General features: G+C 53.9%; 20 protein-coding genes. 8 read left to right on the top strand and 12 right to left on the bottom strand.

Features of this window, described 5'->3' with window-relative positions; all coding sequences use genetic code 11:
• Positions 1 to 97 precede the first annotated feature (97 nt).
• The gene (locus E4A48_RS01400) at positions 98 to 433 is read right to left on the bottom strand and encodes a helix-turn-helix domain-containing protein (protein ID WP_142741765.1); all 336 of its coding nucleotides are present in this window, start codon (positions 431 to 433) and stop codon (positions 98 to 100) included.
• A gap of 144 nt (positions 434 to 577) precedes the next feature.
• On the opposite strand from E4A48_RS01400, the gene E4A48_RS01395 reads away from it, so the two are divergent.
• Positions 578 to 889: a hypothetical protein gene (locus tag E4A48_RS01395; protein WP_142741764.1), complete on the top strand. Its 312-nt coding sequence runs from the start codon at positions 578 to 580 to the stop codon at positions 887 to 889.
• Positions 890 to 933: 44 nt separating this feature from the next.
• Positions 934 to 1,326, top strand: a complete 393-nt coding sequence (locus E4A48_RS01390; protein ID WP_142741763.1) for a hypothetical protein — start codon at positions 934 to 936, stop codon at positions 1,324 to 1,326.
• Between the two features lie 224 nt (positions 1,327 to 1,550).
• Here the strand turns inward: E4A48_RS01390 and E4A48_RS01380 are convergent, their stop codons facing one another.
• The gene (locus tag E4A48_RS01380; RefSeq protein ID WP_142741761.1) at positions 1,551 to 2,441 is read right to left on the bottom strand and encodes a MobA/MobL family protein; all 891 of its coding nucleotides are present in this window, start codon (positions 2,439 to 2,441) and stop codon (positions 1,551 to 1,553) included.
• Between the two features lie 288 nt (positions 2,442 to 2,729).
• Between E4A48_RS01380 and E4A48_RS01375 the strand changes: the two genes are divergently transcribed.
• From E4A48_RS01375 to E4A48_RS01355, 5 genes are all read left to right on the top strand, one after another.
• Positions 2,730 to 2,912 carry a hypothetical protein gene (locus E4A48_RS01375; protein WP_126966382.1) on the top strand — a complete coding sequence of 61 codons (183 nt, stop codon included), beginning with the start codon at positions 2,730 to 2,732 and terminating at the stop codon, positions 2,910 to 2,912.
• A gap of 621 nt (positions 2,913 to 3,533) precedes the next feature.
• Complete coding sequence (locus E4A48_RS01370; protein WP_142741760.1) at positions 3,534 to 4,010, top strand: hypothetical protein; 477 nt, start codon at positions 3,534 to 3,536, stop codon at positions 4,008 to 4,010.
• Positions 4,010 to 5,041: a serine/threonine-protein kinase gene (locus E4A48_RS01365; protein WP_142741759.1), complete on the top strand. Its 1,032-nt coding sequence runs from the start codon at positions 4,010 to 4,012 to the stop codon at positions 5,039 to 5,041. Before E4A48_RS01370 ends, E4A48_RS01365 begins: the two co-directional genes overlap by 1 nt.
• A gap of 688 nt (positions 5,042 to 5,729) precedes the next feature.
• Entirely contained in the window at positions 5,730 to 7,592 is a 1,863-nt protein-coding gene (locus E4A48_RS01360; protein WP_185910700.1) for a DEAD/DEAH box helicase family protein, read from the top strand.
• 752 nt (positions 7,593 to 8,344) lie between these two features.
• Complete coding sequence (locus E4A48_RS01355) at positions 8,345 to 9,514, top strand: tyrosine-type recombinase/integrase (RefSeq protein ID WP_142741757.1); 1,170 nt, start codon at positions 8,345 to 8,347, stop codon at positions 9,512 to 9,514.
• A 457-nt stretch (positions 9,515 to 9,971) separates the two neighbouring features.
• On the opposite strand, the gene E4A48_RS01350 is transcribed toward E4A48_RS01355, so the two are convergent.
• From E4A48_RS01350 to E4A48_RS01340, 3 genes are all read right to left on the bottom strand, one after another.
• Positions 9,972 to 10,838, bottom strand: coding sequence for a hypothetical protein (locus E4A48_RS01350; RefSeq protein WP_142741756.1), 867 nt, complete (start codon positions 10,836 to 10,838; stop codon positions 9,972 to 9,974).
• Between the two features lie 179 nt (positions 10,839 to 11,017).
• On the bottom strand, positions 11,018 to 11,998 hold the full coding sequence (locus E4A48_RS01345) for a sce7725 family protein (RefSeq protein ID WP_142741755.1): 981 nt from the start codon (positions 11,996 to 11,998) through the stop codon (positions 11,018 to 11,020).
• A 44-nt stretch (positions 11,999 to 12,042) separates the two neighbouring features.
• Complete coding sequence (locus E4A48_RS01340; RefSeq protein ID WP_142741754.1) at positions 12,043 to 12,906, bottom strand: sce7726 family protein; 864 nt, start codon at positions 12,904 to 12,906, stop codon at positions 12,043 to 12,045.
• 1,337 nt (positions 12,907 to 14,243) lie between these two features.
• Between E4A48_RS01340 and E4A48_RS01330 the strand changes: the two genes are divergently transcribed.
• Positions 14,244 to 15,352 (top strand): IS3 family transposase gene (locus E4A48_RS01330; RefSeq protein WP_142741752.1). Its coding sequence is split into 2 segments (ribosomal slippage): positions 14,244 to 14,496 and positions 14,496 to 15,352, totalling 1,110 coding nucleotides; the frame shifts between segments, so codons are not numbered across the junction.
• A 539-nt stretch (positions 15,353 to 15,891) separates the two neighbouring features.
• Here E4A48_RS01330 and E4A48_RS20380 read toward each other — a convergent pair.
• From E4A48_RS20380 to E4A48_RS20375, 7 genes are all read right to left on the bottom strand, one after another.
• Entirely contained in the window at positions 15,892 to 16,221 is a 330-nt protein-coding gene (locus E4A48_RS20380) for a hypothetical protein (RefSeq protein WP_185910699.1), read from the bottom strand.
• A gap of 123 nt (positions 16,222 to 16,344) precedes the next feature.
• Complete coding sequence (locus E4A48_RS01325; protein ID WP_142741751.1) at positions 16,345 to 18,564, bottom strand: hypothetical protein; 2,220 nt, start codon at positions 18,562 to 18,564, stop codon at positions 16,345 to 16,347.
• The gene (locus E4A48_RS01320; RefSeq protein WP_142741750.1) at positions 18,561 to 19,556 is read right to left on the bottom strand and encodes a hypothetical protein; all 996 of its coding nucleotides are present in this window, start codon (positions 19,554 to 19,556) and stop codon (positions 18,561 to 18,563) included. Before E4A48_RS01320 ends, E4A48_RS01325 begins: the two co-directional genes overlap by 4 nt.
• A 777-nt stretch (positions 19,557 to 20,333) precedes the next feature.
• Positions 20,334 to 21,401 carry an ankyrin repeat domain-containing protein gene (locus E4A48_RS01310; RefSeq protein ID WP_142741749.1) on the bottom strand — a complete coding sequence of 356 codons (1,068 nt, stop codon included), beginning with the start codon at positions 21,399 to 21,401 and terminating at the stop codon, positions 20,334 to 20,336.
• A 93-nt stretch (positions 21,402 to 21,494) separates the two neighbouring features.
• The gene (locus E4A48_RS01305) at positions 21,495 to 21,728 is read right to left on the bottom strand and encodes a hypothetical protein (RefSeq protein ID WP_142741748.1); all 234 of its coding nucleotides are present in this window, start codon (positions 21,726 to 21,728) and stop codon (positions 21,495 to 21,497) included.
• Between the two features lie 102 nt (positions 21,729 to 21,830).
• Positions 21,831 to 22,019, bottom strand: coding sequence for a hypothetical protein (locus E4A48_RS01300; protein WP_142741747.1), 189 nt, complete (start codon positions 22,017 to 22,019; stop codon positions 21,831 to 21,833).
• A 3-nt stretch (positions 22,020 to 22,022) separates the two neighbouring features.
• Entirely contained in the window at positions 22,023 to 22,178 is a 156-nt protein-coding gene (locus tag E4A48_RS20375) for a hypothetical protein (protein ID WP_185910698.1), read from the bottom strand.
• Positions 22,179 to 22,185 lie beyond the last annotated feature (7 nt).

Below are 22,185 nucleotides of genomic sequence, written 5' to 3'. Positions count from 1 at the left end.
CGCGCGAAAAAAATGCCAGCGAAGGCCCCTTTACAAACATGAATGAAATATAAACAAATCTGATTTGCTTTGGATCGCATCGCCCGACGACGCCGGCCTACGCCGACCTTTTGGTTGCAGCTTTGCGCTGCAACTCGACTAACACTTCGCGCTGCTCATCCAGAGAAAGCTTCGCCAGCGCTGTGATTGCCTCAGCGATCTCATCGGTCTCCGCATAGAGCGCGGCCAGCGGCATGTTCAATGCCTCGGCAAGACGCTTGGCGGTGCGTAAGTCGCACTCGTTGACGCCGTGCTCGTAGCGATTGATCCGCGTGCGGGCCACCTCAGCGGCTACCCCGGCTGCCACCCCTAAGGCTTCTTGGGTCAGCCCAGCAGCCAGGCGTGCCTGTCTTAGGCGGTTGGCAAAGATGAGGCGAGCGTCTTTCGGATGCAAAACGTGACCACAGGCATGCAATGTGACGAACGAGCATGGCGCCTCCCACTTGTGGTGTCTGTTACTTTTTCAGTAACATGACCGCGCGTCAAGTTCAAGCCTGGCCATTGCCGAGGCACCGCCCTCTCACTCTTAGGAATTTGTATGCGCAAAGCACGCCTTGCCGTTGTCGGGATGTTGATCGTCTTCATGGCTGGTTGCTCGGGAGGTCGACCATCGCAAACTGAGCGGGAATTTGCCTTCTTGCAGTTCGTCAAACAGAACAGCAACGATGAGGCACGGATCGAAGACTTTGATAGCAACCAATGCACCAAGGCCGAAGGGGCGCCTGGCTACACATGCGATGCCAGCGCCAAGGTGGAAGCCATGGGGCGCGACTTTGGTCATCAGATGGACGGGGTCTACACCTTCACCAAGGTGGGCGGCGCCTGGAAAGTGACTGGCCGCGTCCAGTAAGCCCACCGACTCTCAGCCCTCTTCTTCTTCGCTTCGGAGCTTCTATGACAGTTGGAACGTTCCTTCTCTTGCTTACTTCGGGTGCTGCAGCTGTTGGCGCCTTTGCTGTCATCAAGTCCTTGGAAAAGCAGCGGAACAATGTTGCGTTCAACCAGGGCTTTCAGCGATTTCATCGCTACAAAAAAACGCAAATTGCCTTGTCGACTGAGAACTCGTCAATCAAGGTGGAGGTTGGAGGAGTAATCAAGACCTATCGATTGGGCGATGTTCGCTCCTGGGAAAAGCATTGGCACAACTCGCGTCACCAAGGCACGCTGACGCTCAATGTTCGCGACATCGATCATCCGGTTTGGACGATCAAGTTCGGCAACGAGACAGAAATGAACAAGTGGTATGAGCTGGTCAGTCAGGCGGTCAATGAGAAGTTGAAGCTCTGACCAAGCAACCACTGGGCTAGGCGACTGGGCTTGACGGCGAAGCCTTCTCTGCTACGAATCGAAAAACCTCAACACTGGATTCGTCATCATGCCTTCTTCCGTACACTCCCCTGCTACGCCCCTCGACCAGCAAGAAATCCAATTGCGCCAAGAGCATGTAGATTCCTGGATTAGCCAACAGCATGCAGCCGGCTTTGGCGTTGACCAGCACATGACCGACGCCCTCAATGCTTATCTTGATGGCCGCTTCGATCTGCCTGGATTGTTGACAGAGCTTCGTCGTCCCTACTTGAACTGAGCCCACCAGCGGGTGCCCGCATGATGGGCACCTGCGCCAGCGAAGTCTCACAAGCAGAAGCATCCATGCCTGGTCCTGGGCGCTCTCGCTGGGCCTGTTCCGCCGTGTGGCCATCCGGCACGCTCAACAGTCGTCCCTCTTGGCGATAGCGGGACAGAAGCTGCTCAAAGCTTGCTTGTCCTTGGACATAGATCCCGTTGCCTCGCGTCGCTTCCAAGCGTTCCGTCAAGGGCAGATGCTCAACCGATTTGCCAATGCCGGCCTGTTCAAGGTGCGCATTGATCCGATCAGCGATCATGGCGCGAATCCATTGGATCTCAGCCAGGCCGTTGATACGCCCATCTAGAATGCGCGTCTTCTGCGTTAAACCAGAGGCTTCCATACGCCGTGTCGTGGCAAGCAGATGGCAATAGAAGTAGCGCACATCGTCCTTCGTCGGTCGGTGGTGGCTCGCTTGCAACGCAAAGCCAAAGCGCTCAATCAGGCGATGTGCGATATCGAGCACCAACTCCCAGCGCTTGGGGTCATCGAATTCGTGCGGCAGCGCAACCGCAAAGTCGCGGCAGACGGTGCTGTTGCAGCGTCGCTCTGCCGCTTCTACAGCGGCCCAGAGGCGCTGTGGGTCGTCCGCCCATGCCGGTGAGCCAGTTGGCGCCATGCAACGCGATTGGATGATGCCTGCCCTACCCCGGTAGTCGTGACGCGCGCCTGACTTGGGATCGGTGAGCAGATAGCCGCCGCGATAGGCGGCGGCTGCGATCGCAGAGTGCCCCTTTGCTCGGCTGTAAGTTTTGATGCGGGTGTGGTAAATGGCCATGCGTTTCTCCTGATGTTGGAGAAACACTTTCTCTAGATTTTGAGAAGCGCAAGGCTTTTGGGATCACTATTTCCGCTGCTTTTCGCTGCCTAATTGATGGAATCAAACCAAGCCATCATCCACCACAGACATGCCCAAAGATCCAGAGCAAATACCCTTAAAAGGCCAAGGCTTAATTTAATACCAAGCAATAACTTAGCAACTAAAAATCACATCGCAAATCAAAAAAATCTTGACTAAGAAGGCATACATGCTAATACATGAAGATCTTCCATACAGAGAATTTCAATGAAATTAAGACTCGACCTTCCTTCCATCATCATTATCGCCACTGCATTTTTTATCTATGGAGGCGTAATTGGCGAAGGTATCGAGCAATATCGCTCACGCCAAAACCCCAAGACTTTTCATGCCAACGACCAATACAAGGCTAGCCAAAGCTGTGTAGATCAAAATTCGCATCCAAGCTGACTCTTCAGCTAAATACATGTAAGTCAGGTATGCACTGAATGCGCATAGCAAAAGGGTAAATATAAACATCCCTCATCCTTTGGAGTATTTGGCGTTATAAATACTTACAGCACAGCTAAGCAGCCCACCTACCAATATCGACACTAATTTTTGCACAAATAGACTAAAAATAACTAGTGGCGCCCAGGAAAATATATGCACACCGGAATTTGGAATAGCCATCACCAAGTATTCATGTTTTTCACCACAATTTTAACTGCATACCGTATTGCTAAACGTGACCGGAGGCCGACTTCATGGCACTCTGCTAGCTTGGTAAGCGACACCCGTGACTATTGATGTCCGTCAAGCCTAACTACTTCCTCCCCGCTTCTAGAGCAACTCTGAGCAGCTTTCTCGATGCTCAAGAAGTGCCCAGCTCGCCACTTGGCATGGCGGACTTGGTAGCCGAGCAAGAGCACCGGCTCCAACTACTGCTAAGGCACGTATATGCTGTTTTTACCCGCCCATGCACCGGCATGCTCCTCCAACAGTCGGACAACAAGAAGGCATGATGACTGAACCATTCGGCCTAAGCTTTGGTATTCTTCACCAATTCGCAGACCATACAGGATGTATCCAATGTCGAAGCGCTTTGTGAGCTTAGTTGTTGTGGGGGCAGAAATCACCCTCGTCCAAGCCGAAGTTCCGACCGATGCAAATCAGCCCATCGTGATTACTTCCGACGCAACCTGGAAGATGCAGCAAGGCGATTCGCATGATGCCTACGATGTGCTCTACAAGCGCTGCACAAGTTATTTTGCAGAACAAAAAATCGATCAAATCGTAATCAAGGCAAGCGCGGTATCACAAGGAAATGCCACACTTGCGTTGCTGCGGAGTGCCGAGGCTCGAGGTGTAGTCATTGCTGCCGCCGCTTCGACCGGCAAGGATGTAGCTCTGCTGACAAAGGCTAGCATCAGCAAAACATACGGAAACAAAAAGGTCGACGAGTATGTCAAAGACGATGCGTTCTGGAAGGCCCATACTCAAGGGGCTTCATTAAGAAAGGCAAGCCGCGAAGGCGCCTTGCTGATCCTAGCTCAGAGGAACAGCTAATGGCCAATGTGGTCCCGGCCCTTCAAGTAGGCCCAAAGCTGGGAGCCGGGCACTTCGGTGTTGTCTACTTAGGCAACGACAGTGTCCATGGCGAAGTCGCAGTCAAGGTCCTTGAACGGAAGAACGGTCAAGACGACGCTTCATGGGACACGCATAAAGCGAGTTTTCTCTCAGAGGCGCAAAATCTCTCAAAAGCCAAGCACCGAAACGTGGTAGAAGTTTTTCACATCGAAGAACTTCCTGACGGAAAGAGCATACGATTTTGTATGGCGTATTGTGCCGGAGGTTCTGTGCAAAGCGCCTACGAAAACGGGCCGATGGACCTCAAGTCGGTACGGAAAATCGCAACGGAAGTATCGATGGGTCTCGGTGCTCTCCATGCTAGGAACATGCTCCACCGAGACATCAAGCCTGGCAATATCTTGATCGATAATCAGGGAGTTGCAAAGCTTGGTGATTTCGGCCTTGTAACCGATCGTTTAATCATGGGCTACGGCTCTGTAGAAGGCTACTCTGATCATATTGCCTTTGAGGTATGGGGAGGCAATCCAACCAGCCCAAGAACAGATATCTGGGCACTTGGAATGACACTTTATCGACTGCTTCATGGCCAAGATTGGTATGAGCGGAGTCCGGCGCCACGCCATATTGTTAAAAATGGCGGCTTTGCGAATTCATTGACTTGGTTGCCACATATTCCTAAAGCATGGCGAACGGTTATTCGGCGCATGCTCAACGATGTCCCTAGTGCACGATATCAAAATGCCCAGGAACTTTTGAATGCCTTCTCTAAACTACCAACGCCCTCGTGGACAACCGCAGTCTCAGCAGACAAAGTCGTTTGGCAGCAGCTCGTCGGAACTCGTAAAAAGACCGTTGAATGGACAATGCACTCAGCTCGAAGCCATAGCTGGTCAGCGCGGAGTGAACCTATCAATGGCGCGGGAAACACGCGCTCTCTAGGAGGATCGAATGGACGTGTTGGCTTAAAGCCTGCTCTACGCGAGCTGAGTAAATTTTTTAACGGCTGACAAACACCGATCGTCACTTACCCATTTTGCAGCTACCGGAACGGAGCAAGCGTGGCAAAAGATAGGCGCCGATTGCATCTGCCGCAGTGAGCGGAGAAAGCTCAAAGGCAACAGCAGCGGCGTCTCTTCGGAAGGAAGAGCATCGAGAGCAATAAGCATCAGTGGCCACTACACCGCGAGGAGGAAGCCACGCACGACCACAGCATCGACAGCGAGGCTGCTCTACCTTGAGAGCGCCAGTCTTTGAGCCGCTCTTTTTTCGATCAGCAGTGGTCATGATGTTCCTCATTTCACCAACATAGCAACTTTGTTCAAATAAGCAAGTAAAGATATGGCGCCATAAAATTAGGTAGGTTACGAGATCACACTTTCGTCTCATGTCATGCGATTTCCACCTAAATTAAACGAAAGTGTCGGCCAAGTTAACTTCCTGAACAAATTGGAAAGATCAAGCGAGCATCACCGCGCGTGACCCAAGCGCAAGTCCATGGCAATCTCTCGAGCTGGCAAACGCCATTCGTGACTATTGATGTCCGTCGAGCCTAACTACTTCCTCCCCGCTTCCAGGGCCACTCTGAGCAGCTTTCTCGATGCTCACCAGGTGCCCGACTCCCCACTTGGCATGGCGGCGCTTCTTGTTGCTATCACTGGCGCTGCCCCGTCTACGCCGCCATCCAAATTGACCCGCATGATTGATGAGGCGTGCCGACTTTTTGGGAAGGACCCAGAAAGTGGGCGCTTGTATCTTCTGCGACTCGCTTCTGAGGTCCCTCGAAGCATTGACGAGTGGGAACGCCAACTGTCCCTTCAAGGAATTGCGCTAGCTGATGAGAATACAGCAGATGGCTTCTGCGCTATGTCACCCGACGCATTTCCAGTAGATCAATTCCAAGCAGCCTGTCGGACGACCCTTGGTCCGCACACTGTTCGCTTCTACGGCGAAGGTGCACTCGTTGAGCAGGAAGATAGCGAAGAGGACGACATCGACGACGGTGAAACGGGTAAGCGTATTTCAGCTTATGTTGAGCGCACGACCGACTACACCGTAGATCAAGTTAGAGCCATCCGGTCCCTGATCGCTAACGCCGATGAGCACATCGACCTGGACGCATATGCCGGCACCGGCAAGACGCACATTGTCAGCGAACTGCTGGCGCACGATGCGCGACACTTTACGTTCGTTACGCCTAGTGCAGCCCAAGCTCAGGCTCTCAGAAGCCGTCTAGGCGCAGGCAAGCTTCGTGTGCTTACGATGATCCGCTTTGCAAACCTGGTGGCAGCTCGTGCCTTTGAGCAGCGGGCGCTCTCCACCGATTTCAAGCCCGTATGGCAAAAGTCCACCGCATCGCTTGCTGACATCGCCAGCGTTATAGGCGTGCAGCGTATCGGAGGCTATTCGCCTACTGCCGTATTGCGAATTGCTTTTGAAGGCATTAGCCGCTGGTGTCGCTCATCCAGCATAGATCTGCAACCGGACCACTTCAATCGCGTCGTCATGGGAGCAATGATTGATTCAACGGCTTATATTGCAGCTGCTGAGCATGTTTGGCGTTCTATGTTCAGCGCCGAAATCCAAAAGCAAATCAAAATGATCATCAATGTCGATCATATCGGCAAATGGCTTGCGCAGCACCGCGTTAAATTGCCGACCCACTGGGGCACGATTGTCGTGGATGAAGGACACGATATGAGCGCAGCTTGGAAGAGCTTGCTGTCTGACTATGCCGGTGGCGTTATTAGTCTGGGAGACCCAAACCAGCGCCTGATTGGAACAGCCCCACGCTTTCTGCAAGGAAAGTCATTGGAAATGACCCAGTCTGTGCGCCAAGGCCAAGCCGTAGATTCATTGGTGAATGGCGCAATGCGTCTGGATTCCACTGGCATATACAGTTCTCTTTTCGCTGGAACGGCTGATCATGCTACTGTTACAAGCACCTATGGGGCATGGCGCGATGTTCCGCAAGTTGGAACGCGAATTTTTGGCAGTCCGTTCACCTTGCTTGAAGAGGCTCTCCGGCTTATTGACGCTGGTGCACGAGTAGGCATTCATAACTTTTCTGTCGAACTGATCCAACGCGAAGTCGGCCTCATTGAGGATGCGTTTCGTGCTTACGACCATGGAGTGTCAGGCGACTATCGCTGGCGGGATTTTCATAAGGAGTGTTCGCGATTGGGGAAGCCTCAAATTACGCGACTCTTTGAGAGAGGTTTCGGATCCACTCAGTTTAAGGAACTGGTGGGCAAGCTTTCCCCATTTGATTCAGCACGCACGAAGCTTGCACTCGTTGAACATGTTAAAAACTCGGAGCATCCCATCGTCAGCATGGCGCGGTGCTGCTTCGAAAGCATCTATACCCCTCAACGGGCTCATAATCCGGTCCGAGCTGTCTACACGGCTCTCACTCGCGGCAGCCAGCAGCTCTGGGTTCCCCCCGACGCCTTAGATGCATTACGCGTAAGTAATGAACACTTCCATGAGCAACGCCAACAGCGCAAAGCTAAAAGAGTTGTCCGCCCCGACCTTCGTTATCAGAAGCCAATCCAACGTTGACCCAAATTTAGGGACCTATCAACACGAGGTCCCTGTATCCGCTTGAAATAAACCAGCCCCCGCCTTTAAGGTTCTAGGAGCCTCTAACGGCCACTTCCGGAGACCAATTTGAAACCAGTTTTATATTAAACCCCTCTTCCCCCTCCAACCGACTATATGCGATCTTGGTCGGTAAAGATTTGATTGCCTAACTGTCTTCTTAAGATTGATTGGATTAGGCAAAGCCACTTCATTTATCTTGCGTTCATTTTATTTGCGTGAGATATCTCTCAGTTTCCGCCCGCTTGTTACTTTTAAACACTACATGCGCATTGATGGTTTCAAGCCCATTTATACAGCTGAAATCATTGGCATATATAGCCCGTTGATAAAATTACCCATAAAAGTTAAACTGAAAATATAGCTATTTAAACGGCAATTAGTGAGACCACCTTAGACAATCATTGACGCGAAATTTCTGTCCTATTTTATCATTGACAGAAAATCCCCTCCCCTTATCAAACGTCTACCTCCTCATAATTGGATCGTAGATGCACTTTAAACACTCCCCACTTCATCAATATTTGCAACAGCCCAAAGGTCAGTTATCCATCCGAAGCATTCGCATCGGCAAAGTCGAATTTACAGATATGGTCGTTCAAGACCGAGCCGGCGCGCTTCACCTTCAGGACCTGGTCCAAGCGACCTACGACCATCATGAAAAGCTGCGACGACTTCGCCGATCCGGAACTCGCTATCCTGAGCCCCTGCCCTTGGCCACCCCGGCGCGACTCCTCTCTGAAGAGGTCGACGACTTCCTCAAAGACAAGGAGCGGCAGAACCTGCGCACCACCACGATCGAGGCCTATCGTCGAACGCTTGCCATCTTGCAGCGTGTGAGTGGCAACACGTCCGTTGCCCGGATTGATCACACGCATATCTACCAGATGTGGGATCTGCTGCGATGGGCACCCGAAGACTTCATGACCAACCCCAAGCATCAGTGGTTGAGCGTCGAAGCATTGATCGCCAAAGGTCAACGTCTGGGCCGGGCGCAGCCTGCCAATGCCACATTAGAACTGCACCGGCGCTTCCTCGCGTCCTTCTTCAACACCTTAGTCAAAGCGCGTGCCATCCCGCACTCGCCGATGGATGCGTTCAAGCCGGCCAAGGAAGAACTCCTGGCTGATCAGGACGAGCCCGAGCGTCTGCTCTCGCCAGAGGAAATCCAGAAGATCTTCAACCCCGAGACCTTCCTGCCTTGGGCCAAGAAATACCCTCATCGCTGGTGGTGTCCGCTCATTGCGCTATACACGGGCGCTCGGATCAACGAGATCGCTCAGCTCAAAGTGGCCGACATCGTGCAAGATCAGGGCGTCTGGTGCTTTTCGATCCAGAAGACCGTGGATGAGGACTTGGCGCAAAGCGCAGGCAAACGCAGCCGGCAAAGCCTCAAGGGCAAGAGCGCCATCCGCAAGGTGCCGATCCACCCAAGCCTCATCCAGACGGGCTTCCTGGACTTCTTGGCCGACATCAAGGCGTCTGGCCACCCGCGCCTCTTTCCTAACCTATCGGCTGGCACCTGCCGCAAGACCGGCGAGCCGAATGGACGCTACAGCCAGGGCTTCGTCAATCAGTTTGCGAAGTATTTGAAGGAGCTTGGCTTTGGCAAAGGCATTGGATCGCATGCGTTCCGCCATACGCTTGCCACAGAGCTGGACGCCAAGGGCGTGCGGGTTGAACACATCGCATTGATCACTGGCCATGCCCTCAACAAGAAGGCGCCCGTTCTGCAGGACAACTACGTGCACAAGTCGGCCGGCAACACCCGGAAGATCCAGGTCGAAGCGCTCGGCCACTATCAGCCGTCTGTGATACTACCGAACTATGTGCGCGGGCAGTTCAAAGAGCGGTTGAGGAAAGGGGCGAGGATGTATCCCTAATGCATGGAATACCAGCCCAAGACAACCATCGTGGTTTGCTGACCTTGACAGCGCTTTACGCTGCCCTATAGGTGTTGCCTTACGAACACGGAAATAACCTCATGACACCCGATGAATTTTGGACAAAGGCCTTCTTAGCCGCTCTCACGCGCGTTTCCCCAAAGCGCGCCGAGCGGGAGGCATTGAAGGCTACCAGGGTATTTGAGCAACATCTAGCGCTCGCGAATATGCACGACGAAACCATCTCTCGATCCAGCATCAACCCTGGCAGAGTTTGTGCATCGACGGAAGTAGCATTCATAAAAACAGCTCCTCACAAAGGAAGGCGCGACAACAGGAATGGGGACGCCGCCAAACTAACACCAGACCGTAAAACGGTTCAAACTGCAGCTCCCAGAAAAAAAATCAAACGAGACATCGTTTCCATGCCCAGGAAGCCTGTCCGCAAATTTTCATACTAACGCCGCTTTGCAAAGCGCATTCCAGGCAAACGACTCAGCTCTGAGCTTGGTTTAGCCTTTGATGTGAGATGTTCTCGCAACTCAAAGATCAGCTCGCGCAAATCTGCTGTACTCTCACTAAATGCAAAAAAAGAACCGTTGGCTGTTGCAACTATGGCGCTCATCTGCTCATCCTTTCCGTCGCAGAGGAATTGGATATAACGATCAAAGTCGTCAATATTCACGCCCACGTTTCGCCATACTTTGTTTTCTAAATCAAGCATAGCAACGGCGGACCCAAAAAACTGAGCAGGGGACCAGTTTTCTGGTATCTCAAAATTTTTTTCCCCTGGCGCAGCCTTTTCTTTTGATCTCAGCCCAAGTGCATAACGCTTCAAAAACTCAAGTCCAACAAGGAGATTTCTTTTCTCGGCAGCGCTTCGGTCTGGCTCACGGGCCTTGCTTTCAAAGAATCCACCTTTTCGATGAGTTCCAAGCACATATGGCTCTATAACAAGCTTAGGGCGAGGCCCGTTGACATCGGCGTAGACGAAGTGATGCGCAATGAGCGAAACATTCAGAATATTAATTGCTTGTTGATCCTCTAGCGCCACCCCCTCAATCACAGAGCGCAACATAAGATGCGCATGCTTACGTCCTTTAACAATCGGCCTCCGCCACTCTTCTTCGACCGTATCCCAAGTCGACTTAACTTCAAAAAGATAAAACCTATCTCCCAGGCCAATTTTAAGATCGCCGAATTTCTTATCGGCATTTCCAGACAGACTGATGAAAATCCCTCTACTCTTTTTCTTGATTAACCCTCTGCCCCATTGCCAATCCCTCAAAGCAAAAGCAACAGAACTTTCAGCTAATCTTGCCATTACGCATTCCCTATCAGCATGCTCAAAAGGCCAATCCTTTATGGGCGTAAATTTCCTAATAACCTATAGCTTCGAGTGGAAAATTGATCAAAGAACAAAGTCACACTGCCTGCCGCATATAACGAGTCGTGAAAAAATTCATCAAATGCATCCGTCATCCTGCTCGTGATAACATCACTCTATCTAGCATGAGGAGCGGCGCTCAATAAGCGTCCCTGCAAGACATCCATCATCAGACACATATGATGGATAATCTGTAGTTTCTTACTACCAGCGAGCTGAGGAAAAAGCGATTCTTGAACTAGTCGTTCGAACTCACTCAATGCAGGATTTGAACCGAATTCATTTGGCCGCTGACGCACCTGATTCACAAGCTTCCTAGCCGCCTGCAAGAACTTCACCGCCGTGTCAACTTGAAGCTGGATCTGATCATCCGACACGAAGTGTTCAATACGAACATGCTGACTTGCCAGGTCCTTGTAAGCGGCATGAATAGTAACTGCCCCAGGCGGTCCACCTCCGTCCTGAAACGCCTTACCCAAGCAAAGGTAGTCACCGATCCCCGCAGCGTGTCCTTGGAAGAGTGTATGGCGATCGGTAAAAAAGTCTGCTCCTTGATAGTCGGCATTCCGCACCTGACTGATAAAGCAATCTTTCATCCAGATGGTGCGTGGTGATGGTAACGCCGCTATCGTTCGAGAACCGACATGATCGGTGAATACCAAGAACCAACGAACGCGGGCTTGACTGCTGAGCCACTGGGCATCGCGAAGTGACAAATGGTCATCGCTGACGACCACCGCTAAATCTCGATCAGGAAAGCGCGTCAAGAATGCTTCAAGACCAGATAGTGTGACCCGCGCATCGGCTAGGAAGGTCGGCACTATCGCTGGTGCCTCATTGAGTTTGTTCCAGATCTGGTTCTGCCAAGCTGACAGCGCATCCTCGTCCCGAAGCTGATGCCTGTACGGATTGACGATGACACCAATACTTTGACCAGCTTCTTGGCAGAGACTGATGCACCTTGCGAGGTCGTTGACTTGGGCGATGACAGGCTCCACAACAGGAAGCCACTGCGTCATATCTCGATCGGCATGGCCAAGCAACGCGCGAATGGCCAATAGCTCAGATCGGCGGCCATACATATACGGAACATACATCCTGATCCCCAAGCAGCGCCCCCTGCGCCGGTTCTCGACCCATCCTAATTCAGATCATGAAGTGCATTCAAGACACGCCTTTGCTGAGCGGTAGACAGAGGTGTGGCATAGCCGAGAACCCGGCAACTGCGGGGCAATTCGCGCACAAACTTTGCCATCGACTCCGTGGTAGTGCGTCCCCGCATTGCCGCCACAACGATGCGCTGCGCCTCTCGGACCGACAGCGTTTCCCACAAGCGCCAGTAGTGCTCGTAGCGGAGACCGTTGGGGACTTCTGGCTGTGCACCAAACCGCTGCCGCAACGCTTGGCAATACTCTTTGCTCCGAAGCATACCGAACAGTGCCTTCTTGTCGAGATCGGCGCCAGAACTATTCGGCGCCCTGATTTCGCGCAAAGAGCCATTGGGTTGAAGAGTGAGAATGCCCACTCTCTCATCAAGCACGCGCAAATAGCTTGGGCTGATCGACGGATGCGTGACCAAGTAGACACGCTCGAACACCTTCAAGTAATCCGGGGTCTGAGTCGACAGCCTACGATGACTGTCGAACTCCGTCTTGATCTCGTAAGCCGTCGAGTTGCCATTGAAGACCGCCAGATCGACAATTGATCGTCCCACAGGCAATTCGACGTGCAAGCTGGATGTGCGAGGACTATGGCGACCAAACACCACGCGATCCGCGATGGTTGCTTTGTAAAAATACTCGCAACGATAGTGCTGGCGTAACCCATCCAGAACTTGATCCAGCAGCTCAGCAACCGTTTTTTCTGAGCAATCCGGAAGCCCGGCATCAGTCAAAATTTTACGGATGAACCGCCCGTCTCCCGTTCGTCCAACTTGCGTCAGCACGGGCCGCGTCAAGGCTTGCGCCGCCTGGCGCCAAGAAATCGTGGTGTCTTGCGCCAACATCGCGCCATGTCCGAAGGAAGCTGGTGAGCAAGTGTTCCACAACACGACCTTGGGCGCCAACTGCCTCACATGCGACACTTGCGACCGTCATGGCTGCCAAGGAATCACACCTACTAGCCTTGCGTGACGTGCGACCAGCCTAAGCTGTGGCTCCTTGGGAACAACTCGGATGCCGATCCGCTTCGGGCTAAACCAACCGACCATGACGCTTTTGCCTCGAAACAGCTGGGAATGCCCCGGGGCGCTCGCCCGGGTCTACACCGTCACTTGATCCAAAGGCCGAAGCTCACCGGCTGTCCGAAGAAGCACTTGGGCCGCATTCGGACCCATTTCAAAAAACCCTTGCATCTCGATGGCCGAAATGAGCATGACAGCGGCATCTCACCGAGCTCGTGGGTGTGCAGATAGCCCAGGCACCGCACCTGGTGCACGCGCGACTGTGCTTCTTGTGGCAACGACATGGCGGCCAGCACCAGCAAGTCAGACCGCTCAAACACCAGCAATTCCCTGCTCACCGTTCCCCAACTCAGAAGTTTCCCGCCACTGGCCAAGCCTTGGTCTCCATGATGCCAGATTGGGTAGATCCGACAACTGAGACCTGGTGCTCGACAGCTACCCCGCGCGCTCAGCGGCACTGTGATAGGAATAAAGATTAGCGAACCTGGCCTTGGCCCAAGCGGCTGCCAAGTAGAAGCCTGGCGCAGCGCGGTGAAACCGCGCGTAAGCCCCCCTGCCCTAACCTCGAACGTCAGATCAGCAAGTGCATTGACGCGCGCCAAGGTCACCGACGCTTGCGGGAGTAGGATGTAGCTCTGCCACTCTGAACGATCATAGTCATTCGCCGCGCACGGGACTTCGCCATCCCATCGCTGCTGGGAGAAGCGGCAGCTCACCCAAAGCCTAAGGGGCGATGAAATGAGGTTCTTTGGAACGAAGAAGTGCGGCTCGGTGGGCATGACAGGAGGGCGTGGGAAAAGCTTGATATCGCGCGATCTCAACGCCTGCGATTGCGGCGACGCAGACGGCATGGCTCACTTCAAGCCCCGGATGCGGAGCTTAGATCGGCATTACAAACGGCGAGGGCAGGGCGGTAAGTCGGGCTTAACCTGCGCGACGTGTGCCTGAAGGTCGAGTGCATCCAGCCACGTCTGAATCGTAGGGCGCGCCCGATAGAACTCTGAAAGCAGCGAAGGTGTTGCCATCGTCTGGATGGTTGCTGCATCAAATAATGGTTCAAGCAAAACAGCGCAACCCCTGACCCACCCCCAGAAAACTGGGGCAATCTAAAGTAGAGACTTCGGCACCCTGGGCCCCCGTAGCAGACGAGGATTGACCCGATGAAGAAGTCACGGTTTACCGAGCAACAAATCGCCTACGCACTCAAGCAGGCCGAGCTGGGCATGGCGGTTGGCGAGATCTGCCGGAAGATGGGCGTGGCCGAGGCCACGTTCTATGTCTGGCGCAAGAAGTACGGTGGACTGGGGCCTTCAGAGCTGAAGCGGCTGCGCTTGCTGGAAGAAGAGAATCGCAAGCTCAAGCAGCTGGTTGCGGATCTGAGCCTGGACAAAGCGATGCTGCAGGAGGTGGTCACAAAAAAGCTCTGAGGCCTGCCCAGCGCCGTTCTTGGGTAGGCCAATTGCGCGAGCGTTTTGGGGTCAGCCTGCGCCGCGCATTGCGGATGATGTCGATGTCCCACTCCAGTTATTCGTACAAGGCCAAGGCAAGGGATTGCAGCGCGGTTCGTATGCGGATGCGGGAGATCGCCTTGAGCCGTGCTCACTACGGATGCGAGCGGGTGTTCGCTGTGCTGCGCCGGGAAGGCTGGCGGGACAACCACAAGCGCATCCATCGTATTTACAAGGAAGAAGGCCTGTCTTTAAGGCATTGCCGGGCTCGTCGTAGTCGCAGCGCTCGTCGCCGCCAGCCGATCAAGGTTGCCACCGCGCCCAACACGCTATGGGGCATGGACTTCGTGAGCGATGCACTATTCGATGGCCGCCGCTTTCGTTCGTTGACGGTTGTGGATCACTTCACTCACGAGTGCCTGGATATCGTCGTGGATCAGTCGCTTCGTGGCGAGCATGTAGCCGAAGCGATGGCCCGCCTGGTGGCTCAGCGCGGCAGACCAGAGGCCATCAAGGTGGACAACGGGAGCGAGTTTGCCGGCAAGGTGATGGATCGCTGGGCGTATGAGAATGGCGTGGAGCTGGACTTCTCCCGGCGCGGAACGCCGACCGACAATGCGCTGGTGGAGAGCTTCAACGGCCGGTTGCGGCAGGAGTGTTTGAACGAGCATTGGTTCTTGTCACTGGCCGACGCGCGGAGCAAAATCGAAGCGTGGCGGCGCTTCTATAACGAGGAGCGGCCCCACAGTGCACTGGTATGGAAAACCCCTGAGGAATTTGCCCGAGAATACGGGTCCCAAGCGAATTCACAGGCGCAGTAGAAGGTCGGATTTTCTACTTTCAAATGGCACAGCAATCGGGGGTGGGTCATAGGGAATTGGACTCCAAACCGGCATGCTACTCAAAATTGGGGGGACGTCGCCCCAGTGACGGCTTTGAAGCGCCGCAACCAAAGCCAATCGTAGATCGACCTTCGCTCCTCTTACAGTGATGAGGTACCGGACGATCTCCTCAGAACCGCTTTGCGCGGCCAACCTCAATGACTTCTCCCCGAAGCGCGCCGACGATTTTTCCAGATTTCGCGACCACCTCAGCAAGGCGCTTGACCATGACCGAGTGCCCTGGTCAGAAGCCCTTTCCATGGCGTTCTCGCAAGTGTCTTCTGGATCTACCAGATCTGTGGCAATGAGCACTTCCACAATCTCCGACAACCCATACTCGGCAGCCAAGGGGAGCGCGCGTGTCGCGATCCCGATCCTGGAGGCAGAAGGCAATAGCGCAGCCACGCACATCAAGGAGCCAACGGAAATTGCGTTCCGAAGCGGGAGATGGGCGCATGCGCGAGACTCACTAAGCGGGATCAGGCGTTTGACCAGCTCGACATGTTCGAGTGTCGAAGCCAATGAAAGTGCCAAACACTGCTTCCAAGATCGCCTGCGATGGGATGCGCCAACTCGGCGGCGCAAGCATCGTTGCGCAGCACCGCTTCCCGAAGCAGTGCTGTTCCGAGCGTTGCCGCCATGGGACTTTTGACAAGCCAACTCACTAGTTCGAAGAAGCTTTTAGCGCCCACCAAAGCCATGAAGGCCTCGCACTTGGCGCCTTCAGTGTCCTCTGTTTGGGCGTTTGCTTGAGGATAGCCCGTGAGCGGGCTGAGGCACACTTTTTCGCCAGAAGCCTCGGATCCCAAGCATTAGTCTTAGATTGCTTCAATGCCTTGACCATGATCTCCCTCTTCACAAGAAGGTAAGACCGAGCAACACTTCGTCAAATCATCCCGAGCACCTACATGCTAAGACGGCGGATGGGGCTTCTAACCGGCTTCTTTCCCTAGACGGCCAATTAGAAAGAGAAAGCCAAGCAGTGCGCTCGGCTTCTTCGAGCCTATCAGGCTATCGACCATTGTCGATCCCAGCTCATCCATGTGCTGGCTTACCAAGCGCATCCGCTTGGAAAGCAACGCCACAGCAAACTCCAGTGACGCCTCACCGTAAGGATGGGCATGGCGCGCAAAGATCTTTGCCAATAGCTCTTTCATCAGACCACTCAACTCCGGGCTTGACGAGTAATCGAGTTCAGAAGGGAGTGCTGCGCGTAAAATGCAGGCTTGCAGGATACTATCGTTGAAGCGATGAAAATTCTCCGGGGACAGCACCACTGACTCGTAGCCGCTCGCTTTGAGTTGTAGCGCCAGATCAGGGATTTCACGCGCACGCTGCAAAACTGACGACGCAGTCAAAAAGACTGTCTCGTTAGACGCGGCATCATCTTCGACCTTCCCTTGAAAGAACACGAAGCCTTCCGTCAGCACCAAATCCTTACCGTTCGATGCTGGAAGAAAGGAGTGATAGCTCTTACCGATCGCATTAACCGCAAGCTCAATAGAATTTTCGATGAGTGACTGATCAACGGAGGTCAGATCAAGTTCCGCAGCTTCCATCTCGGAGGCTAAATCTGCATACCGCTTCCACACTGGGACGTTGGCTTCAACGCCAACAGGAAGCGATACCCACGATGAAAATCCGTAGGAGCGCGCTGCGCTTGGGCCCCTGACCAGGAACTGGCGAAGTCGATCCCACACTTCTTCCGACCGCGAAACGCCCAGCGCAACAACGAAATGACGAGGCAGCTTCGGCGCGAATTCCCTCAAATCGCGGCTTACCTCTCGCAGCATTCCGCCATCGCCAGCAACAGCCTGCACGACAGCCACTCCTTTCGAGCTTTTGAGCGCCTCAGCACTCAACGCGCTGTTACTTAGGAGCGTCAACGCGCTCCACGCCCCCTTGGCCTCCTGCAACTCATGCGCAAGGCTTTGCGCAAGAAGCTCAGACCCATTGTCATCAACATAGATCACAGTGTCGACAGAGGCGGGGATTTGCCATCGCGCTACATCACGCAGCCATTTCCGGACATCTCCAAGCTCCGCCACAGACTTGCCATCAAAGCCAACCAGGTGAACTTCGCCTCTTCCTCGCCGCGCTTTATTCAGCACCAAACTCTTGCTTTCACCCAGTTGCTTCAAGTAGCGCGAAAGTGCTTTCGGCTCATGGTGAACGCTAATCGTCACACCGCGTGGCGGCTTTGATCGAGACGTGAAATGCTCACCAATCAGCTCGATCTGAGTCTCAGTGCCATCCGGCAGGCGCGAAATATCGAGCGACTTGACATCATCTAGCGCGATGAGCGTTCTCCCTCCATCATCAATCTTGGATCGATTGACTAGCGTAAGTACAACATCATCGGCAAAGCGATTTTCTTTGATGAGGCGTTTGGCCATGCCGCCTGTTGTAGACGCTGAAACGATGACCGCGTGAGGAACTGTGGGTCGTAGAAGCTTGGAGATTTCCTTGTAAGAGTGAAAACTCTCAATGCGGGCATCGCTGCCAACGTAGCGCATTGCTTCTTTGACGATTAGATAGATGCCCATGCTATCGATGAGCACCAACTCCAATTTACGCTCGCGCAGAGCCGGAAGCTCAGCGATCAGTGCACAGCCAACAAAGGCAAGCTCAACCTCGCTCGCTACCAGCTCCCTGGCCTGCACAAAGACTTTGTTGACAGTCCCAGACGGATGGCGGAAGACATGACCGCCCGGCGCCGATTGCACAACGCCATTACGCTGAACAAGCTCAGCCAGACCCGCATCAATTACCTTCTGTGGGCCCAGCACGAAGCCACCACCGTCAGGCTTGGCTTGCTCAACGACCGCGAACGTCCCATCTTGCTGCCAGGCTATAAATTGCCAGGCTTTGATAAACGGTAGACCGCCACGCTCACTTCGAGCCAAGAAGCTCTCTTTGGCCAATGAGTCGCTCTTCCAATGGGTCAGAAGCTCATTGATTCCCGCTTGGTTAGATATGACCAAGAGCACATCGGGAAGCGCCGGAAGCGCCCTCAGCGCTCCTTTAAGTTCATCGAAGAGATCATTGGAAGTCAGCGAAGCTCGGGCATCGAAAAAAACGCAAAGCGCTTCTGTTTGGATGCCCGTGCGCTCGCAAGGGGCAACGCAACGGTAAGAGAATGATCTGGTCATGGGCGGCGAATGGGCAGAAGGATTGAAACAACCGACCCGGCCATCTCGCCAAGCTCATCAGGACTCCAATCCTCAAACGCAAATAGCTCCACATCTTCACCCGGCGCGAAAGCGCGAAAGAGGCGCAGCCTCCCAGTTCGAATGGTGATTAGCCCGCCCACTTGTCGAAGCTTTTCAAGCACCTCAGGAATTCCGTTTCCCGCTCCGGTCTCCCGCTTGCTTGTTGCGTGCTTTCGAAGTCCTTTCAACACAATCTCGCGCTCCTCCTCGATGTCAAGGACTTTCACACGCTTGCCCGTGAGCCGCCCAACGAAGCCTGGACCTGTATCGAAGAAGCTCATTTGAATAGATCGAAGCCCTGTGTCTCCCTGACCAAAACTCACCTGCTCGCGCTCCCAAAATTCGCGTAGTGACGCATGACTTTGAAAGTCGCCTCCAAAGATGCGATCACTCATCTCCTTCCAACCAATGATCAGCCCTTCCGCATGCGCGGCATAAGGCTTTCCTTCGGCATCGGAGGTCGCATGCTCTTGGGTGTTTTTCATAAGCTCAGTTGCAAACAACGCACATGCGTCCCAGAACGAAGCTTCGATCCGCGTGGCATCAGTCCTTGCCACATAGCTATTTAGCTGTTCCAAGGTCGCGAGCATCTCCTGCTTCCCCTTCACAGCAAACGGCGATTTTTCCGTAAAGAGCGCACTCAGGTATTGCGACTTGGCGCCCGCGATGCAGGGGAAATCCAACGACCGCCCTTTGACGACATCATCGAATTCAAGCAATTCGGTGCTTGCTATCTTCGAAGATGCTTGACGCAACGCATCGCGGCGACTGATCTGCTCATTGCCAATGACGACCCCGCCACTCATCCGAATGGCAACAAGTCCTGGCGCGTAATCGCACCACTTATCCAACAGCACTTGCGTCAGATTCTGGGCATTAAAAATGAGGCGTCTTCCTGGCGCATGGCGCGCCCAAGTAGCCAGAAGCTGCAAGCGCGCGGCATCTCTTAGTGGACCGTGCCGCTTTGAGGCAAACTCCTTCCCGGCCAGAAGATCATTCCCAGGTGAGGCCAAGACCTGGTGCAAGGCACTTTCGATGTCGCTGAGCGAGAATTGCTTTGACAGTGAGAAATTTGGCATTTGGGGCCTTGGCCGGTAGCGTTTCAATCAGCCGTTAAACAGCGGAACTTGCACCGCGCTCGACAGCCGGTCATTCATGACTTCAACACCTGAGTCGCAAGTATAGCGCGCCGGACGCCCTGACTTGCGGGCGAGCCCCCCCCCGGATCGAGCATTACAGCATGCGCGTCGCCTCATCCAGTTTGCCGCGCTCATTCGCCGCGCTCAGAGGCTGCTTTGATCTTCGCAGCTGTCGCCTCGAAGATCCGAAAGAAGCCACAAACATACTCCTAACAACGCTTCGTGTTGGCCCACCGCCGATCCAGCGCCTCGTCTAGACGCAGGAAGGCAATGGCATCTAAGCTCAAGACCTCGATCACAGCATCGATATCAGCAGCGTCACCAAAGAGAGACAACGCCTCCTCGGCCCAGTGTCGACAAGCGACTCAGAACTCTGGGAAAAGGGTGAGCGCAAGATGCGAGGTCACATTATTGCCAGCAGCTCTGAACTGATCGCCATCTACGACACTGACCTCCATCAGGTCCGAACCCTATCGCGTGGCGATTGGGAGATACGGAGAGCAGGTCCTTAGAAGCAAGCAACGGAGTGAGGATGCCGATGACATCTAGGTATATTTCTACAGCACTCGCTTACAAGCGTGCGCCGCGTGCTGCGCGCTTCTCTGTTGGACTTGACGTATTGCTCTGCGCACCTCTCTGGCGCTCGTTGGATTGAAGCTCTCTGTGCTGCTTCTTAGCCTCAACTTTGGCGATCAAATTGTCTAGCTTTTCTTCGATCACTTCGTCCGAGATCAATTCGCGCACGTGATCCAAGTTCACTCGGCGAACCAGAATATCCGCCACTTCATCATGGCCATTTTGGAGTGCAGCAAATAAGCCTGCCTCCGGATAGCAGGCCTTGTTCGCGAACTCCAAAACGGACTTAACGATTGATGCATTGCCATTGGTTGCCGCAGTGAGCATAGCTTCTTGACCAAAGTCGCGCGGCGCTTGGCCTGTTCTGACGATCGCCCACAGGAGTGTCCGCACCAGTTGCTCATGGCCTTTGGCAGCAGCAACATTCAGCCCCAACGAAAAGGTATCTTCCGGATCTGGAAGACCGGCTTCAATCAAGAACTCAACGATGTCGACATGATTGTTCTCTGCCGCCGCCGCAAAGCCATGCTGCGCACATTGAATTTTGGATGAAAACGGCAGCAGATGCTTGACCACTTCCAAGTAGCCTCCCCGACAAGCAGCGATCAGCGCTCGACTGTCCTGGGCCTTGGCATCTGAAAAAAGGACCAACTGAAAGACCACATCTGCTTGACCATGACGCGCTGCCTCATACAACGCCTGAGAGTCGCCTTGCAAAGGACTGCATTCTTTCAGCAGGCGTTTGACGCACTCCGTGTGCCCGTGCCTGGCAGCAAGCACCAATGCCTCGTCATCCTCTGCGTCGCAAAACGCCATGAGCTGCTCAACTGCCCGCACCGAACCCGCCTTGACAGCGACATCAAGCGGATAAACCGCAGATGATTTCGATAACAGTGGCACCAGTTGATCAACCAAGCTTTCTTTGCCGCTCGTGATCGCCACATCAATGGCGTAACGTGCCGCAGCATCAATGTCACCCTGAGCCTGACAAAGCGACTGCACATACGTCTCGCTTCCCTGCTTCACTGCTTGTCTAATATTTCTTCTAATTGATTGGTCCATTTCGTCTCCTTTCCATTCAACTTAAGGCCGAAACGCCTTTCGTCAAGATCGCGGCGTGACAGCATCAGTCGATTGGACAAGCCGAGAAGGGACTTACAGATCGTCGATGTCAGGAACATGGTCCTCGTAGTCACACGCAATGAGCGTGCCGGTTTCATCTTCGATGCGATGGATCTCGGGTGCGCTGTGCCATTCTTCGAACTCGAAGTCGCTATAAGAGATCGCGTCGATATCACATTTGGAAAGGGCTTCCTCGGGCGAGGTCGCCTCAATCGTTGCCCAGTGGACGACTTGGACGGTGCCGTTGATCTCGATGGTGTATTTCATCTTGCTCTCCGCGCTTGACGACTTGCCAAGCTTCGGAACGCAATCTATGCATCGCAGGCGCGTCGCTACAGGACGAAATCGCCACGATCGCTGAACATCCATTCATCCGTCGCCGATAACGCCAGCGCCCGGATGCACCAGGCAGCCAATACGTAGTCGCTCCTGAAATCGGGGATCTTTGTGGGTGAGCGCTAATTCGAGCGCGGTTCCCAGCCCTTGTGCTACCTGTTTGTCTGGTTCCGAGCCGAGCCGAATCAGGGTCGTTATCGCATCGGAATTCTCGAGTTGCATCGCTTACCACAGCAAGGTCATCTGCTTGCGTCCCGCAGCATCCACCACCACGCCGTTGCGCACCAGGGTTTGCAAACGCGCCCTATCATTGTCGTCAATGGCCTGGGCGGCCTGAAGATAGGGGCCATCAAAGTAGGCTGCCGGATTTTCGCGCTTCATGTCGCAT

It is taken from the genome of Xanthomonas translucens pv. cerealis, from assembly GCF_006838285.1.
In the GTDB taxonomy this organism is placed as follows: Bacteria; Pseudomonadota; Gammaproteobacteria; order Xanthomonadales; family Xanthomonadaceae; genus Xanthomonas_A; species Xanthomonas_A cerealis.
Note: the sequence above shows the minus strand (reverse complement) of the source record. Positions and strands in the feature narration are given on the sequence as shown.